Raw genomic sequence first — 15,285 nt, 5'->3', positions numbered from 1 at the left:
TTAATCAATTAAGCAGCTTTACGGCTACGTGATGCAGGTGTAGCAGCTTTCTTAACTTGAGCGATTTGACCTTGTACAGTTTCGATTGCTTGATCAGCAGTTTTTTCTGCGGTGGCAAAAGCTTCTTTGCTTGCAGCGCGGAATTGCTCAAAACCTTGCAATGCGCTACCGTATACAGTCTTGAATGAAGACAAGAAAGTTTCTGAACCGGCAGGTGCATTAGCGGCAACAGTATTTATCCAATCTTGGAAACCATCTTGCAACTGGTCGATGCTTGCATCAACTACGTTTACAAATTCTTTATTACTATCGCGCAATACTTTGCTAACTTTCTTTTGGTAAGCAACAGCTTGGTTGCCAGCAGATTGCAAAGTTTCAGCATTTAACATCTCAGTAACTTGCTTAGGATCTTTAGCTGTCAATACTTGTTGAATACCGTCTTGAGCATTAACCAAAACATCTTTGGAAGCAGCGTAGTTCAGTTCAGCCAATTTTTGAGCATTTTCCAAAGCAGCTTCGCTCAAAGAAAATGTAGCCTCGAGGCCTTTGCTGTTAATTTGGGACAATTTAGCGGTGATTTGATCTTGGTTCATGTATTTCTCCAGAAATTAAGTGGTACAACTTGTCAATTAAGCACACGATTTAAGAGATGGAAAACTGTAGATACCTTAAATATTGCACTGCACCATCAAACTGTAACTGAAGGGATAGGGCAAATCAAGAAGTTTTTGCTGCTGTGCAACAAATATATTCAAGAAATAAAATAAACACAATATAATCAATAACTTAATGTCAAAACAGAATTCCCACTCCTATCGAAAAGTCGCTATAGCAGCCTGTTTTGGCACTTTTTTAGAGTGGTATGACTTCCTGACATTTGCAACGCTGGCAGTCGTTTTTGCACCGCTCTTCTTTCCCTCAGCAGACCCCAATACAGCCCTTTTAGCGAGCCTAGCGACTTTTGGCGTTGGAATGGTAGTCAGACCTATTGGAGCAGCCTTATTTGGCTCTATGGGCGATCGGATCGGCCGTAAACCCGTCTTTATGATCACCATTGCCCTAATGGGGCTGGCAACCGTGAGCGTCGGCTTTTTACCTACTTATGCCCAAGTAGGTATTTGGGCGCCCATCCTGTTGGTTGCCCTACGCTTGCTTCAAGGGCTCTCTGCCGGCGGTGAAATCGGCGGTAGTGCCGTCTACCTCACCGAACATGCCGGTGCTGAGCATAGAGGATTTAAGACTAGCTTCCTCCAACTCATGGGCCCTCTTGGCATTCTGTTTTCTACCTTGCAAATTGCATTGCTCAGAAGCCAGTTATCACCAGAAGAATTTCAATCTTGGGGTTGGCGTGTGCCATTTTGGATTTCGATTGCGCTTTTGCTAATCGCCTTTAAAGCAAGGATGACTCTAGAAGAAACACCTGTGTTTTTAGAGCTGAGTAAATCCCATCAACAATCCGCAAGTCCACTACTGAATAACTTCCGGGACCCACAAACTCGCAAACGCATGTTTTTACTCTTCTTCTGCATCTCGGCGGGTGGGGCAGTGCTGTTCTTTTGCGTCCAAGTCTATACAGCGATTTTTCTAAAAACTTCTGTGAAGCTGGCGCCCGAGTTAGTTGACCAGCTCAGCATTTATGCGACTCTAGCCTTATTCCCGCTTACTATTTTTGCTGGATGGCTGTCAGATAAGGTTGGCCGTAAACCAGTAGCCGTTTGCGGACTATTCTTGGGCGCTGCTTTTATTCTGCCGGCATTTCATCTGCTCAAGAACTTTGGTATGGAATATCTCAACAACCCAGCAGATTCTCTAAATCTTATTTTGATTGGCATGCTACTAATAGGCTTATCTCTAGCACTTGCTTTAGTGGTTGGCCCCCAGACTGCAATATTAGCTGAACTTTTTCCTGCTAAAACCAGAAACAGTGCAGCAACCCTTCCTCACAATCTAGCTGCAGGATGGATTGGTGGCTTACTGCCTTTAATCGTTACTTGGTTAAATCAACGCTGGCAAAGTGATAGCGCCGGACTGTGGTATCCCACGATATTTTTAGCAAGCGCTGCAATTGTCGCTCTTCTATATCTACCTGAGACAAGAAAAACAAATCTGCATATATAGGCAAAGCACTAAAGAAAAAAGCTTCTAAGTGTTTACCTAGAAGCTTTTAGAATTTGGTGCCCCTTGTCCGACTCGAACAGACCACCTACTGATTACAAATCAGTTGCTCTACCAGATGAGCTAAAGGGGCAACGGTTGATATTTTATCCTATTTCACAATCGTCAAGGATGGTCTTGTGGTTTTGGGCTTTTCAGGGGCGACATCGGTCGAGTCAGCAATATGTAGATCTCGGGCCTGGGCAGGATCAAACGGGAAAGACATCCCTTGACCATTTTCCCTGGCGTAGATTGCTAGAACATGGGTGACTGGGACCATGATCTTTCTTGGAATACCGCCAAATCGCGCTTGGAAGCTGATCCAATCGTTTTCTATCGCAAGCTGATGGCATGCCTCCAGGGAAAGATTCAGAACAATCTCATCGTTCTTCACAAATTCCATGGGCACTTCTACCCTAGCATCCACAAAAACCGCTATGAAAGGCGTAAAACCAAAATCCGTGCACCACTGATGTAGGGCACGGATTAGATACGGTTTATTACTTGGAATGTCAGACATGCCGACGAGTCATGTACCGCTAAAAATGCTTAGCGGCGCATTACCTTCTCAGAAGGAGTCAAAGCCTCGATGTACGCAGGTCTGCTAAAAATGCGCTCAGCATATTTCAGCAAAGCCGCTGCATTGCGAGACAGATCAATGCCGTAATGCTCAAGACGCCACAACAATGGCGCAATCGCTACGTCCAGCATAGAGAACTCATCGCCCAACATGTATTTGTTTTTAACAAAAATCGGTGCCAACTGAGTCAAACGATCACGAATCGCTAAACGCGCTTTTTCATGAGTCTTTTCAGCAGCTTTACCTTTTTCATTTTCCAAAGCGGCTACGTGCACAAACAATTCTTTCTCAAAATTGAAGAGGAAGAGGCGTGCGCGTGCGCGTGCTACTGGATCAGGTGGCATTAATTGTGGATGAGGAAAACGCTCATCAATATATTCATTGATGATATTTGACTCGTACAAAATTAAATCACGCTCAACCAAGATAGGTACTTGGCCGTAAGGATTCATTACTGAAATGTCTTCAGGCTTGTTGAACAAGTCGACATCGCGGATTTCAAAATCCATGCCTTTTTCAAAAAGCACCAAACGGCAGCGTTGCGAGAATGGGCAGTTAGTACCCGAGTACAACACCATCATAAATTTATTTCCTTAAATTTCTACTTCAATACAACAAACGCACATTAGCGTTAAATCTTTTTACTAATGAGTCCTAAGCTCAGGACCCATCAAATTCAATTAGTGAATATCTTTCCAATAGGCCTTATTCAAACGCCAAGCCAACAGGGTAAAGATTGCCAAGAACAAGAGCACCACTACACCAAGACGCTTACGCTCTAACTGCACTGGCTCAGCCATCCATGACATGAAAGCAACTAAGTCGGCGATATTGTCGTCATACTCTTGTGTGCTCATTTTGCCGGGAGTTAACTGCTCAAAGCCAACAAAGACTTCTTCTGTTCTGCTTGGGTCATGTGGGTCTTTGTGCTCTTCAAACTTGGCAGCACGCTCACCTTGCAACTGCCAGAGAACGTGTGGCATACCGACTTTAGGGTAGACCAAATTATTCCAACCAGTTTGTGTCGTGTCGTCTTTGTAGAAAGTGCGGAAGTAGGTATAAAGCCAGTCCGCTCCACGAGCACGCGCCTCAACTGATAAGTCAGGCGGAGTCTTACCAAACCAAGCCTTAGCTTCTTTTGGTGTCATCGAGATGGTCATCAAATCACCCACTTTGGCATCAGTCAAAATGAGGTTGTCTTTGATTTGTTGATCGGTCAAGCCAATGTCGCGCAAACGGTTGTAACGCATGCTTGCCGCTGCATGGCAGTTCAAGCAGTAGTTCACAAATATCTTTGCACCGTTTTGCAATGAGGCATTGTTACTAACACGGTTAGGGGCTTGATCTAAAGGAAAGCCCCCTTCATTTGCATTGGCACTAATGCCAAAGCCCAGGGCCGCAACCAATACTGTTGCTTGGCAGACGCCCATCAAAGTTTGCAGAATTTGTTTCATACTAATTCCTAATTTCTCTTTGCCAGTATCTCAGGCGTGAATTAATGGGACTTAAAAGTAACGCGTGTTGGAACTGGCTTAAATTTACCAAGCGTGCTCCAGAACGGCATTCCTAAGAAGAAGCCCAGATAATAAATAGTGCATACCTGAGAAATCTTTTCAAACACTGGTGATGGTGGCTGAATACCCAAGTAACCCAAGATCACAAAGCTCACTACAAATACGCCATAAATATACTTATGGAAATCTGGGCGATAGCGAATAGATTTCACGGGCGAGTGATCAAGCCAAGGCAAGAAGAACATGATCACAACAGAACCGCCCATGATCACAACACCCCAGAACTTAGCATCAAACAAGTAGAAGCCAGCCGCCAATATCAAAGCGATTGCAGCGCATGCGCCCTTCACCTTGAGATTTTTACTCTTCAGAGCAAACATTCCGAGAATGACTGCCAAGAAAATCCATAAAGGCAGCAAGAAGTTCGTTGTAGTTGCACGCAACATTGAATAGAACGGAGTGAAATACCAAACAGGGGCAATGTGCGGAGGTGTTTGGAATGGGTTCGCAGGAACGAAGTTGTTTGCCTCAAGGAAGTAACCGCCCATCTCTGGTGCAAAGAACACAATACATGCAAACACCATCAGGAATCCACCCAAATACATTACATCATGCACGCTGTAATAAGGATGGAATGGGATGCCATCAACTGGATGGCCATTCGCATCTAAGTTCTCTTTAATTTCAACGCCATCTGGGTTGTTTGAACCCACTTCATGCAGAGCCAAAATATGGGCTGCAACCAAGCCAACCAATACCAATGGAATTGCAATGACGTGGAATGCGAAGAAACGATTGAGGGTTGCATCACCCACAACATAGTCGCCACGCAACCATAAAGATAGATCTGGGCCAATGAATGGAATTGCGGAGAACAAGTTCACAATCACTTGAGCGCCCCAATAGGACATTTGACCCCATGGGAGCAAGTAACCGAAGAATGCTTCACCCATCAAACACAAGAAAATTGCGCAGCCGAAGATCCAAATGAGTTCACGCGGCTTGCGATAAGAGCCGTAGATCAAACCACGGAACATATGCATATAAACCACCACAAAGAACATAGAGGCGCCAGTGGAGTGCATATAGCGAATCACCCAGCCCCACGGAACTTCACGCATGATGTATTCAACCGACTCGAAAGCCTTTGCAGCATCAGGCTTGTAGTTCATGGTTAAGAAAATACCGGTCAGTATCTGATTTACTAAAACTACGATAGCTAATGCGCCAAAAATGTAGAAGAAATTTAAATTCTTTGGCGCGTAATACTCGCTCATGTGACGCTTAAATGCTTCTGTTACGGGTAGACGTGAGTCAACCCAAGCCATTAACTTTTGGGCTGCGGAGGCGTCTGCTGGGACTTGTTTTTCTTGGAATGCCATTTATCTCTCCTTAGGCCTTCTTGTCTTCGCCAACCAGAATCTTGGTGTCGCTCAAATACATGTGTGGCGGCACTTCAAGGTTATCTGGGGCTGGTTTGTTCTTAAATACACGGCCTGCCATATCGAATGTAGAACCATGGCATGGGCAAAGGAAGCCGCCTGGCCAAGTGTTTGGCAGGGATGGCTGAGGACCAGCCTCAAACTTAGCATTAGGAGAGCATCCCAAGTGGGTGCAAATACCAACCACTACCAGGTACTCAGGCTTGATAGAGCGCCACTGATTCTGGGCATAAGGAGGCGTGAATTGGGATGGGTCACGCAATGAATTCGGATCAGCCAATTCGCTATCAATTTTGGACAACTCAGCAACTTGCTCAGGTGTACGACGAACTACCCAAACAGGCTTACCGCGCCACTCCACCATTCTCATTTCATCTGGCTGCATACCAGAGATATCGATTTCAACAGCAGCTCCAGCGGCTTTTGCGCGCTCAGAAGGCTCAAAACTGTCTACAAAAGGGTAAAGGGCTGCGGCTGCACCTACGCCACCAACCGCCGATGTGGCGATCAACCAGTTACGGCGATCCTTGTCCATACAGGGCTTGTCACTCATTTACAAAATTCCTAAAAAGGGTATTTATGGGTGGAAATTGCTTAAAGGTAGGATTTTAAAGTAAAAAGTGGGGTAAGCAAGAAAGTTATGGGGTTAATCTGCATCTATAAGAGAAAGGAAGCATTTATGAGTGTTTTAAAAGAGTTTCGGGACTTTGCCGTCAAGGGCAATGTGATCGATTTGGCGGTGGGCGTCATTATTGGCGGCGCCTTTGGGAAAATCGTAGATTCCCTGGTAAATGACATCGTTATGCCTGTTATTTCAACCCTTTTGGGAGGTCATATCGACTTTACCAACCTATTTATCGTCCTAGGACATGTCCCAGAGGGGGTACCTAGAACATTTGATGCCCTCAAAAAGGCAGGGGTACCGATTTTTGCCTACGGAAACTTCATCACCATCTCCATCAATTTCATCCTTTTAGCCTTTGTCATCTTCCAAATGGTCAAAGTAGTTAATAAGATTCGTTTGATGGATGCTCCACCTCCCCCACCTGTGCCAGAGGATGTAGTGCTGCTCCGCGAAATTCGTGACAGTCTAAAAAAATAATTTGTCCAATTATTCTCATCAAGAAGCGCGGGAGCAATCGCAACTCATTTTTCAAAATGGTTTGCGATCTCCTCTATAGGTTATAAATTACCAAAGCACATCCTCAATGAACTCTCTTCTCAATAAATATTGGCTCTTATTTGCGCAGGCTGTCACCGTGATGTTGGCAGCTTTGTTTATTGTTGCCACTTTAAAACCTGAGTGGCTTTCAGAGTCTAGGGTTAGCTCTTTGGTTGATACGGTCTCGCTAAAAGAAAGCAACTATGACGGGCAACTGAGCCCTGGTTCGTATCACGAGGCTGTGAAGCGCTCAATGCCAGCGGTCGTCAACATTTTTACAAGCAAAGCCTCCGCTAAGCCAAAGACTCGAAAGGGTGGAAGCCCAAATTCTGCAGATCCTTTATTTAAATTCTTTTTTGGGGATCAGCCGCCAGAGGAAGAGCCCAGTTCAAGCCTAGGGTCAGGAGTCCTCGTCAGCCCCGAAGGCTACATCCTGACTAACCATCATGTCATTAGCGATGCGGATGATATTGATGTGGCTTTATCAGATGGTCGAAAAGTAAAGGCGCAAGTGATTGGTAGCGATCCAGAAACCGACATTGCTGTATTAAAAATTGAAGCCAAAAAACTACCTACCCCAATCACTCTGGGCAAAGTTGAGTCTGTGCATGTAGGTGATGTGGTTCTAGCTATTGGCAATCCATTTGGCGTCGGCCAAACAGTCACTTCCGGGATTGTTTCTGCATTAGGTCGCGACCACGTGGGCATCAATACCTTTGAAAACTTTATTCAAACCGACGCAGCAATTAACCCCGGAAATTCTGGTGGCGCACTGATTGATACTCGCGGGAATCTGATTGGCATAAACACCGCGATCTACTCAAATAATGGCGGGTCTATGGGCATTGGCTTTGCGATCCCCGTCAATCTTGCTAAGCAAGTCATGGAGTCCATCCTAGCAAATGGCAGCGTTACTAGGGGGTGGATAGGAGTCGAGCCTCAGAACCTCTCCAAAGAGCTCTCAGAGTCCCTAGGACTGCCTGCCAATACTGAAGGCGTTCTCATATCTGGCGTGCTTGAGAATGGCCCTGCAGCACGTGGAGGGATAAAGCCAGGAGATGTGCTGATTACGGTAAACGGCAATCCAATTAAGGATGTGCGGAGCCTACTGAATCAAATTGCTCAAATTAGTCCAGGCAATGACGCCAAGCTCACGATTCTGCGCAAAGGCAAAGAAATGGAGCTAATAGCTCAAACTGGAAAGCGCCCAAAACCAAAACAGCTTACTAACTAATGGGTGGCTTTGCTAAAGGCTAATGGGCCAGTATTTTTGATAGAAACTCTTTTACTCTTGGTGAGCGAGCCTCAGGATTATCAAAAAATTCAGCTTTGCTGCAGTCTTCAACGATGCGCCCTTGATCCATGAAGATCACACGATGACTCACCTTTCTAGCAAAACCCATCTCGTGTGTAACGCAGCACATTGTCATGCCTTCGTTAGCAAGCTTAACCATCACATCCAAAACTTCACCGACCATTTCGGGATCCAGGGCAGAAGTAGGTTCATCAAATAACATCACTATCGGGTCCATACTTAAAGCCCTGGCAATGGCAACGCGCTGTTGCTGACCGCCGGATAACTGGCCTGGAAATTTATCTTTCTGTGCTAGCAACCCCACACGCTCTAAATACTTAAGCCCATGCGTGTTTGCTTCATCGGTGGTTCTTCCTAACACCTTCATTTGCGCAAGCGTTAAATTTTCTGAAACGCTTAAATGTGGAAAAAGCTCGAAGTGCTGAAATACCATACCCACTCTAGCGCGTAGCTTGGGTAGGTTAGTTTTTGGGTCATGTAGCTGGACTCCATCAACCGATATTTCACCTTTTTGAAATGGCTCTAATGCATTAATTGTCTTAATTAAAGTGGATTTACCTGAGCCTGATGGTCCACAGATAACTACCACCTCTCCCTTCTGGATCGTTGCACTGCAATCAGTCAGCACTTGAAAGGAGCCGTACCACTTTGATACGTTACGAAGTTCAATCATGATGTATTAGTAACTTAAAAAATAATTAACGAATGATGGCGACTTTGGCATGAATCTTGCGTACCACCTTAGACAGCGAGAAACAAATGAGGAAATACGTAAAAGCAGCCAAGAGGTAAGTCTCTATTGGACGGCCATAATTTTTACCTGCAATCTCAAAGCCCTTGAGTAAATCATAAGCACCAATTGCATAAACCAAGGATGTATCTTGAAATAAAACAATGGTTTGCGTCATAAAGACGGGAATCATGTTTCTAAAGGCTTGTGGAAGAATAATAAAGCGCATGTTTTGCCCGTAAGTCATTCCTAAGGCTTCCGCTGCATATGCCTGCCCCTTTGGAACTGACTGAATTCCAGCCCTCACAATCTCCGAAAAAAAGGCAGCCTCAAATGCAATGAAGGTAATGGTGGCGGATAAGTCAGCACCAATGGGTTTACCAATCAGCATTGGTATTAAAAGGAAGAACCAGAGGATAACCATCACCAATGGAATTGAGCGCATGGTATTGACGTAAAAAGTAGCTGGATATACCAATGATGGCTTCCCAGATAAACGCATCAGCGCTAAAAATGTGCCAAATATTATTCCGCCAATAGTGGCAAGTACTGTTAACTGCACACTAAAGAGCAAGCCCTTCAGAATGTAATTAGTAAACAGTTCCCAGTTATAGAAACTTAGATCCAGACTAAACATTTAGTGAGCCCCCGCGTCGCTAGAGGCCACAATGAAGCCAGGTATACGAGTTCTTTTTTCAATCAATGCCATCACACGATTTACAGCAAATGCAGATAAAGCATACAAAAATGTTACCGCTAAATAGATCTCTACACCATGCGATGTTTCCTCTTGAGCTTGCATTGCAAATAAGGTGAGCTCAGGAACTGATACTGCAAACGCCACGGATGAATTCTTAATCAGATTCATGCTCTCGGAAGTGAGTGGAGGAATAACAATACGCAATGCCATCGGCAAAATGACATATCGATAACTTTGAGCGGTCGTCAGGCCTAAAGCAGTTGCTGCCATGCGCTGACCACTTGGTAGCGCCTGAATCCCCGCCCTCACTTGCTCAGCAATACGCGCAGAGGTAAAAAAGCCTAGCGCAATACTGACCAACCAATAAGAAGGCAAAGCCTTTAAAGGTAAGATAAAAGCAGGAATCACGTGATACCAAAGAAATACCTGCACGAGAATGGGAATGTTTCTAAAGAGCTCAACCCACGCTGTTGAAAATCGCACCAACCATTTGTTTAAAGTGCCGGTCTGTGGCAGCGTGCGAAATGTTCCCATCACCGCACCTAAGACCAAGGCAATAGCTAGGCCTAAGATAGCGACTGCTAAGGTCCAACCCCAGGCCTTGAAAAGCCAATCCAAGTAACTTGGGTCAGCATTTTTCCCAAGCCCAAATAATGAGGAGAAGCAGTGATCAACCGCTTCTCCATCTAAGGTGCTCTTACAAAAGACACCTAAATCTAATGACATAGTAGAAACTTATTTTTTATTGATTACTTCTTGTTATAGTCTTCTGCAGGCTTGTCATTCAAATTGGCCCAAGCATTTTTAGTTGCTGGAGATAACTCAAGGCCAACTACGATATTTTTTGGTGGAATTGGTGACAAGAACCACTTATTCCACAGTCCAGGCATTTTGCCATTCGCAACAATCTTCGCAATTGCCGCATTTACAGCAGCCTTAAACTCAGGATCATTTTTAGGAACCATGATGGCAATTGGCTCTGTACTTAAAACTTCACCAACAATTTTGTAATCTTTTGGATTCTTAGAGTTGGCAATATTTCCAGCCAAAATAGATCCATCCATGACAAATGCGTCGGCGCGTCCAGACTCCAGCAATAAGAAACTATCGGCATGGTCTTTTCCAAATACTTCATCAAAATTAACGCCAGTCGCTTTTTCATTTTTGCGCAAGAGCTGCACAGAGGTAGTACCTGTAGTAGTTGCTACTTTTTTACCGTTTAAGTCAGCAATCGATTTAATTCCTGAATTTGCCTTTACGGCAATACGAACCTCTTCCACGTAAAGCGTATTTGCAAAGCCAACATCTTTTGCACGGTTTACGTTATTAGTTGTTGTACCGCACTCAATATCTACGGTGCCGTTTTGAACCAAGGGCACACGATTTTGGGAGGTAACAGGCTGATAATTGATACGCAGCGTACTCATTCCAAGCTTATCTTTAATGTCAGCCAAAATCATCCGGCAAATTTCGACATGGTATCCGTCAAAACGGCTATCGCCAGTGGTATAGGACATTGGTATAGAGGATTCGCGAACCCCCATGGTGACTGCACCAGAGGATTTCATTTTATCCATGGTTGCGCTAGCAGCATATGCACTAGATGCAAAAACTAGCGAAGCAAGCAGTACAAATGGTGCTGACTTAGAGAAAAGTGAACTGCTCTGTGTTCTTTTCAACATTTTTAACCTTTATTTTTCATTACTGATGAATTTTATCTATTCGCACATTTCCAACTGAGGGTGAACGCGCTATTGATCTATCCACTTTTTAGCAGACTTTTCGCCTTTAATCTATAGAAAATGCTTGATCTAAGTGCATCTACTTAGAGTTTTTATTAAATACATGGATATTGCTTACTTTATGAGCCGTCTTTTAATTCAATGCCCAGTACCAGCAAAAGAAAAAACCCACCGTGTTTCCACAGTGGGTTAATTTAATACCAAACTAATTCTTAACTAGCCTAAGCTAGCATCCAATTAGAAAGTGTGACGTACGCCAACTGCATAGTTGCTGTAACCACCGCTAGAAGTTACACCAGCAGCAGCAGAGTTAGATGTCAAAGTTTGACCGTAGATAGCATACAAGTTTGTACGCTTGCTAAGGTAGTAGTTAGAACCCAACTGCCAGCCATTAAAGTTCGCTGTTGGTGTACCTTGACCAAATGCTGTGTAACGACCTAAACCAGCAGATGCCCAACCTTCGATTGTTGGAGTAAGGTAGCTACGAACACCAATTTGCTCAGCTTGACGCTTGAGGTAGTAGTTTGTACTTGCAGTAGAAGTAATTTTACGATTGATGTACTGAGCGTATGCCTTCAAAATACCGAAGTCATAAGTTGCACCAGCATAAACTTGGTTATCGGTTGTGTTAAACGCGCCTGTAGTCGCTCCAGTGGCAGACAAAGGTGCAGTAGTTGCACCGTTACCCTGCGCCTGATCCCAACCAGTACCACCAGTTGCAGCATTGTTGCCAACAGTTGTCAATTGCTTGAGTGACTGGTAAGCAGCTGTTACGTAGAATTTATGGAATGTGTAATCAGCACCTAAACCCCAACCGCTTGCATTGGTGTTACCACCAGCAGTTGCTACACCAGAAGTGTTGTCAACTTGTGATTTGTTCTGGTTGTTCAATGTAACCATTGCGTTAGCACCAAAACCAGCAAACTTATCAGATGCAACAGTCAATGTATTGGATGTGCGAACTGTCATACCCTTGCTGTTTGCGCCATCATTGCTGTTACCACTAGAGTTAGCAGGATAAATTACGTTACCAGCCATGTTATTTGTTTGACCAACGTCTGTGGCAGCTACAGCGCTAAATACTGGCGTGTATTGCAAACCAACAGCAGCTTGACCTAAACCATTCTTTTTCAAACCAACGAATGTTTGACGGCTTTGTAAGCCACCTGTTGTGTTGCCAGACAATGTTTGATCTTGTGGATAGAGGTAAAACTCAGCAGTAAAGAATGCTGATGAACCGCCACCTAAATCTTCAGTGCCTTTTAAACCCAAACGTGAAGTTTGCTCAGCAGACTGTCCGAATTGGTTAGTAGTAGTCTTAGATTGACCACCGTTTGTTGCTGTAGCTGAAGAGCTAACGCGTCCGTTTGTACCGATGTAACCAACGTCCAAGATACCGTATACGGTTACGCTGGACTGAGCTTGAGCAACGCCAGCAATAGCTGACAATGCTGCGAGTGCTAATAGCGATTTTTTCATTCTTTAAATCTCCAAAAATTAAAAGTAATGCCCAAATAAAACTGGGACCTACGAATTTTGCTTCTTTTGCCTCACCAGACTGGGGGTCAGGGTATTTAGGAGATCTTTTTGCTTGTCAAAAGGTAGTTTTTTGGCTTTCTTCGTTGTATCTCGGCAACAAGACCTTTGTTTTCTGTCTTTTATGGGCCTTAGATGACAAAATTGTCATATGGCAAGCCGCGAATTCTTAAAAATCCTCAGTTCAGCACGATTGGGTGACGTTTCTGCGCAACAAAAACTGGCTTCCGCATATTTAACGGGTGCTTTTAAAACCCCCATTCAGCCTGCCAACGCCCTCATTTGGTTGGAAAAATCCTATTTTTCCATTACAAATCAATCACTTGAAAATAAAAGCTCAGGTGACGCTGAAATTCTTGATCTTTTAAGCCAGATTGCCAACATTCCGCTTGCTGAAACCTTTAGCTCACCTGCCTTTGGGTTTGGCTGGGACTCTTTTTGGAAGTTAGCTGAAGCTGAAAAGGCCTCTGATGCCAATCTTGCTGCTAAATGGCAGCTTGTTAACCTATTAATTAATCCTGCCAATCAGAGTGTCCAATCGCAACTGGCAGATTGGCTCAAAAAGAATTCATCATCCACTCTAGAAAAATTGTCTTCTTTGGATTTTGTCGGCATTCAAAAGATTGCTAAACAATATTTACAGGATCTTGCAGATGGAGAATCTCTTTTCGCAAACAACGCAAAAGAGTTGCTGATTAAATTGCAGCCTAAGAATGAAGCTCTCTCCTCCCTCTGGAAGGTATGGCTTGATGATCAAAATGAAGATGCATTAATTCAAGCAGCCGAGCTTGGTTTAACTGTTGCAAAACTTACGCTAGGCCTGCGCCTCGCACAACTCGACGAACGGGTTGAGGTGGCCGAAACAAAATCCAATGCATCACTGAAGAAAGCCGCCTATTGGTTAGAGCTCGCTGCCAAAGATGGTGATCGCGATGCCTGGTACGCGCTCGGTGAAATTTATCGTCGTCCGCAGTTTTCTGGTTACAACGCCGCAGAAAGTGATCGCTGTATTGATCGAGCTGCCGATCTTGGTCATCCACAAGCACAACTGCGTAAAGGCGCTAATCTGTGGCGCAAGCGTGAAAAGAGCGAAGAGAAGGTACGCGGTCTACAGGCTTCCTATTGGGTATGGCAAGCCCACCAACAAGGTGTGCCAGAAGCTAAAGAATTGCTCAGCAAGATTTTGGAAAGTTGCTCTAATCCCAAATCCAATGAATGGTATGAATTAGCTCAGTGCGCCGAAGAGGCGATTAATCACCATGCCGAACATAAGGTGGATGAAGATTGGTTATTGCTCTGCCATCGCATCATCATTGCAAACCAATTTAATTTTAGTAAAGCAGAATTATTATTGAGCGAGGTAGGACAGCTACAGCACGAGCATTGTGTTGTGGTGGATATTCGCTGGGAATTACCAAAGATCTTGCCTAGATTGATTCAGATTGAAACGATTCAACAACGTCGCGCCCTCTTGGCGGCTGGCAAAGCCTTTGCTGGCTCGGAGATGGATCTGGAGGGCAATTTACGCCAAAGACGCTATCGCTTTGATCGCGTTACCAACTGGCTTACAACGACTTTCTCCAAGAATCAGGTCGACGCAGAAGTCGATTGATCAGTTTCGGCATCCTCATCGGAGGGTTTTGGCACGTAAAAGCGCGCAACCAATAGCCCTATTTCATAGAGCAAGGTCATTGGTACGGCTAGCAATAATTGAGAAAGTACATCGGGTGGTGTCACTACAGCTGAAATCACGAAAGCTCCCACAATCACGTAAGGGCGAATTTCTTTCAGTTTAGCCAGGGGCACCATACCCATGCGCACCAAGACAACCACTACAACAGGCACTTCAAAAGTAATGCCAAATGCCAAGAAGGTTGTCATGGCAAAACTTAAATAGTTATCAATGTCGGTCGACATCTCCGCACCCAAAGGTGCGTTGTAACTTGCCATGAACTTAAATACCGTTGGAAATACTAAAAAGTAAGCAAATGCCATACCAGCAATGAACAAGGTATAGCTACTCACGACCAAAGGCAGAATGAGTTTTCTTTCATGCATATACAAACCAGGCGCAATGAATGCCCAAAGTTGATACATCACCACTGGTAAAGCGATGATGAATGCGACCAGCATAGTGACCTTCATCGGTACAAAGAATGAACCTGTGACGTCTGTCACAATCATCTTGCCACCGGCAGGCAAAGCCTTTAATAAAGGCTGTGCAAACAAATGGAAAATATCCGGCGCCCAGTAGACTAGACATACGAAGACAACAATAATTGCGAGCGCTGCTTTAATTACGCGATCACGTAATTCAAATAAGTGGGAAAGAAAGGTTTCTTGTAATCCCGAATCTTCAGTTGAATTGTTTTCAGTCATGCGTAAGTGTTTTTATTATTTTACTTTTTAC

16 protein-coding genes and 1 tRNA gene are annotated in these 15,285 nt (G+C 44.4%); 4 read left to right on the top strand and 13 right to left on the bottom strand.

The annotated features are described in order from the left end of the window. Nucleotides 1-8: 8 nt before the first annotated feature. A complete protein-coding gene (locus ICE90_RS02065) occupies nucleotides 9-593 on the bottom strand; it encodes a phasin family protein (RefSeq protein WP_215321330.1) in 585 nt (194 codons plus the stop codon). Between the two features lie 196 nt (nucleotides 594-789). On the opposite strand from ICE90_RS02065, the gene ICE90_RS02060 reads away from it, so the two are divergent. Then, nucleotides 790-2,118, top strand: coding sequence for an MFS transporter (locus tag ICE90_RS02060; RefSeq protein WP_216190706.1), 1,329 nt, complete (start codon nucleotides 790-792; stop codon nucleotides 2,116-2,118). Nucleotides 2,119-2,172: 54 nt separating this feature from the next. Here ICE90_RS02060 and ICE90_RS02055 read toward each other — a convergent pair. From ICE90_RS02055 to petA, 6 genes are all read right to left on the bottom strand, one after another. Further along, nucleotides 2,173-2,248: transfer RNA gene (locus ICE90_RS02055), tRNA-Thr, on the bottom strand. A gap of 18 nt (nucleotides 2,249-2,266) precedes the next feature. Continuing rightward, nucleotides 2,267-2,674 carry a ClpXP protease specificity-enhancing factor gene (locus ICE90_RS02050; RefSeq protein WP_216190705.1) on the bottom strand — a complete coding sequence of 136 codons (408 nt, stop codon included), beginning with the start codon at nucleotides 2,672-2,674 and terminating at the stop codon, nucleotides 2,267-2,269. A 29-nt stretch (nucleotides 2,675-2,703) separates the two neighbouring features. Continuing rightward, on the bottom strand, nucleotides 2,704-3,315 hold the full coding sequence (locus ICE90_RS02045; RefSeq protein ID WP_028819209.1) for a glutathione S-transferase N-terminal domain-containing protein: 612 nt from the start codon (nucleotides 3,313-3,315) through the stop codon (nucleotides 2,704-2,706). 99 nt (nucleotides 3,316-3,414) lie between these two features. Then, nucleotides 3,415-4,188 carry a cytochrome c1 gene (locus ICE90_RS02040; protein ID WP_370624632.1) on the bottom strand — a complete coding sequence of 258 codons (774 nt, stop codon included), beginning with the start codon at nucleotides 4,186-4,188 and terminating at the stop codon, nucleotides 3,415-3,417. A gap of 41 nt (nucleotides 4,189-4,229) precedes the next feature. Beyond that, nucleotides 4,230-5,630, bottom strand: coding sequence for a cytochrome bc complex cytochrome b subunit (locus tag ICE90_RS02035; RefSeq protein ID WP_216190704.1), 1,401 nt, complete (start codon nucleotides 5,628-5,630; stop codon nucleotides 4,230-4,232). A gap of 10 nt (nucleotides 5,631-5,640) precedes the next feature. Continuing rightward, nucleotides 5,641-6,243 (bottom strand): ubiquinol-cytochrome c reductase iron-sulfur subunit, encoded by a 603-nt coding sequence (petA, locus tag ICE90_RS02030; protein ID WP_072584012.1) that lies wholly within the window; start codon nucleotides 6,241-6,243, stop codon nucleotides 5,641-5,643. A 126-nt stretch (nucleotides 6,244-6,369) separates the two neighbouring features. On the opposite strand from petA, the gene mscL reads away from it, so the two are divergent. Continuing rightward, nucleotides 6,370-6,792, top strand: coding sequence for a large conductance mechanosensitive channel protein MscL (gene mscL, locus ICE90_RS02025; protein WP_215321324.1), 423 nt, complete (start codon nucleotides 6,370-6,372; stop codon nucleotides 6,790-6,792). Between the two features lie 106 nt (nucleotides 6,793-6,898). Next, nucleotides 6,899-8,086 carry a Do family serine endopeptidase gene (locus ICE90_RS02020; protein WP_216190703.1) on the top strand — a complete coding sequence of 396 codons (1,188 nt, stop codon included), beginning with the start codon at nucleotides 6,899-6,901 and terminating at the stop codon, nucleotides 8,084-8,086. A gap of 19 nt (nucleotides 8,087-8,105) precedes the next feature. On the opposite strand, the gene ICE90_RS02015 is transcribed toward ICE90_RS02020, so the two are convergent. From ICE90_RS02015 to ICE90_RS01995, 5 genes are all read right to left on the bottom strand, one after another. After that, the gene (locus ICE90_RS02015; protein ID WP_216190702.1) at nucleotides 8,106-8,840 is read right to left on the bottom strand and encodes an amino acid ABC transporter ATP-binding protein; all 735 of its coding nucleotides are present in this window, start codon (nucleotides 8,838-8,840) and stop codon (nucleotides 8,106-8,108) included. A 25-nt stretch (nucleotides 8,841-8,865) separates the two neighbouring features. Then, nucleotides 8,866-9,534: an amino acid ABC transporter permease gene (locus ICE90_RS02010; RefSeq protein ID WP_216190701.1), complete on the bottom strand. Its 669-nt coding sequence runs from the start codon at nucleotides 9,532-9,534 to the stop codon at nucleotides 8,866-8,868. Beyond that, complete coding sequence (locus ICE90_RS02005) at nucleotides 9,535-10,323, bottom strand: amino acid ABC transporter permease (RefSeq protein ID WP_216154330.1); 789 nt, start codon at nucleotides 10,321-10,323, stop codon at nucleotides 9,535-9,537. It abuts the gene before it with no gap. A gap of 23 nt (nucleotides 10,324-10,346) precedes the next feature. Further along, nucleotides 10,347-11,279 carry an amino acid ABC transporter substrate-binding protein gene (locus ICE90_RS02000; protein ID WP_255533268.1) on the bottom strand — a complete coding sequence of 311 codons (933 nt, stop codon included), beginning with the start codon at nucleotides 11,277-11,279 and terminating at the stop codon, nucleotides 10,347-10,349. 297 nt (nucleotides 11,280-11,576) lie between these two features. Beyond that, nucleotides 11,577-12,818: a porin gene (locus tag ICE90_RS01995; RefSeq protein ID WP_216190700.1), complete on the bottom strand. Its 1,242-nt coding sequence runs from the start codon at nucleotides 12,816-12,818 to the stop codon at nucleotides 11,577-11,579. A 208-nt stretch (nucleotides 12,819-13,026) separates the two neighbouring features. Here ICE90_RS01995 and ICE90_RS01990 point away from each other — a divergent pair, with 208 nt between their 5' ends. Further along, entirely contained in the window at nucleotides 13,027-14,487 is a 1,461-nt protein-coding gene (locus tag ICE90_RS01990; RefSeq protein WP_216190699.1) for a tetratricopeptide repeat protein, read from the top strand. Here the strand turns inward: ICE90_RS01990 and tatC are convergent. Then, entirely contained in the window at nucleotides 14,463-15,254 is a 792-nt protein-coding gene (gene tatC, locus ICE90_RS01985) for a twin-arginine translocase subunit TatC (protein ID WP_216154327.1), read from the bottom strand. The genes ICE90_RS01990 and tatC overlap by 25 nt on opposite strands. Nucleotides 15,255-15,285 lie beyond the last annotated feature (31 nt).

This window comes from Polynucleobacter sp. AP-RePozz3-80-G7 (assembly GCF_018882145.1).
Lineage (GTDB): Bacteria > Pseudomonadota > Gammaproteobacteria > Burkholderiales > Burkholderiaceae > Polynucleobacter.
The sequence above is the reverse complement of the archived record's forward strand: the minus strand, read 5'-3'. Positions and strand labels throughout refer to the sequence as shown.

Bases quoted from the DNA above. Each gene is read 5' to 3' on its own strand.
- ICE90_RS02065 (WP_215321330.1), bottom strand. From the start codon at position 593: ATGAACCAAGATCAAATCACCGCTAAATTGTCCCAAATTAACAGCAAA.
- ICE90_RS02060 (WP_216190706.1), top strand. From the start codon at position 790: ATGTCAAAACAGAATTCCCACTCCTATCGAAAAGTCGCTATAGCAGCC.
- ICE90_RS02050 (WP_216190705.1), bottom strand. From the start codon at position 2,674: ATGTCTGACATTCCAAGTAATAAACCGTATCTAATCCGTGCCCTACAT.
- ICE90_RS02045 (WP_028819209.1), bottom strand. From the start codon at position 3,315: ATGATGGTGTTGTACTCGGGTACTAACTGCCCATTCTCGCAACGCTGC.
- ICE90_RS02040 (WP_370624632.1), bottom strand. From the start codon at position 4,188: ATGAAACAAATTCTGCAAACTTTGATGGGCGTCTGCCAAGCAACAGTA.
- ICE90_RS02035 (WP_216190704.1), bottom strand. From the start codon at position 5,630: ATGGCATTCCAAGAAAAACAAGTCCCAGCAGACGCCTCCGCAGCCCAA.
- petA (WP_072584012.1), bottom strand. From the start codon at position 6,243: ATGAGTGACAAGCCCTGTATGGACAAGGATCGCCGTAACTGGTTGATC.
- mscL (WP_215321324.1), top strand. From the start codon at position 6,370: ATGAGTGTTTTAAAAGAGTTTCGGGACTTTGCCGTCAAGGGCAATGTG.
- ICE90_RS02020 (WP_216190703.1), top strand. From the start codon at position 6,899: ATGAACTCTCTTCTCAATAAATATTGGCTCTTATTTGCGCAGGCTGTC.
- ICE90_RS02015 (WP_216190702.1), bottom strand. From the start codon at position 8,840: ATGATTGAACTTCGTAACGTATCAAAGTGGTACGGCTCCTTTCAAGTG.
- ICE90_RS02010 (WP_216190701.1), bottom strand. From the start codon at position 9,534: ATGTTTAGTCTGGATCTAAGTTTCTATAACTGGGAACTGTTTACTAAT.
- ICE90_RS02005 (WP_216154330.1), bottom strand. From the start codon at position 10,323: ATGTCATTAGATTTAGGTGTCTTTTGTAAGAGCACCTTAGATGGAGAA.
- ICE90_RS02000 (WP_255533268.1), bottom strand. From the start codon at position 11,279: ATGTTGAAAAGAACACAGAGCAGTTCACTTTTCTCTAAGTCAGCACCA.
- ICE90_RS01995 (WP_216190700.1), bottom strand. From the start codon at position 12,818: ATGAAAAAATCGCTATTAGCACTCGCAGCATTGTCAGCTATTGCTGGC.
- ICE90_RS01990 (WP_216190699.1), top strand. From the start codon at position 13,027: ATGGCAAGCCGCGAATTCTTAAAAATCCTCAGTTCAGCACGATTGGGT.
- tatC (WP_216154327.1), bottom strand. From the start codon at position 15,254: ATGACTGAAAACAATTCAACTGAAGATTCGGGATTACAAGAAACCTTT.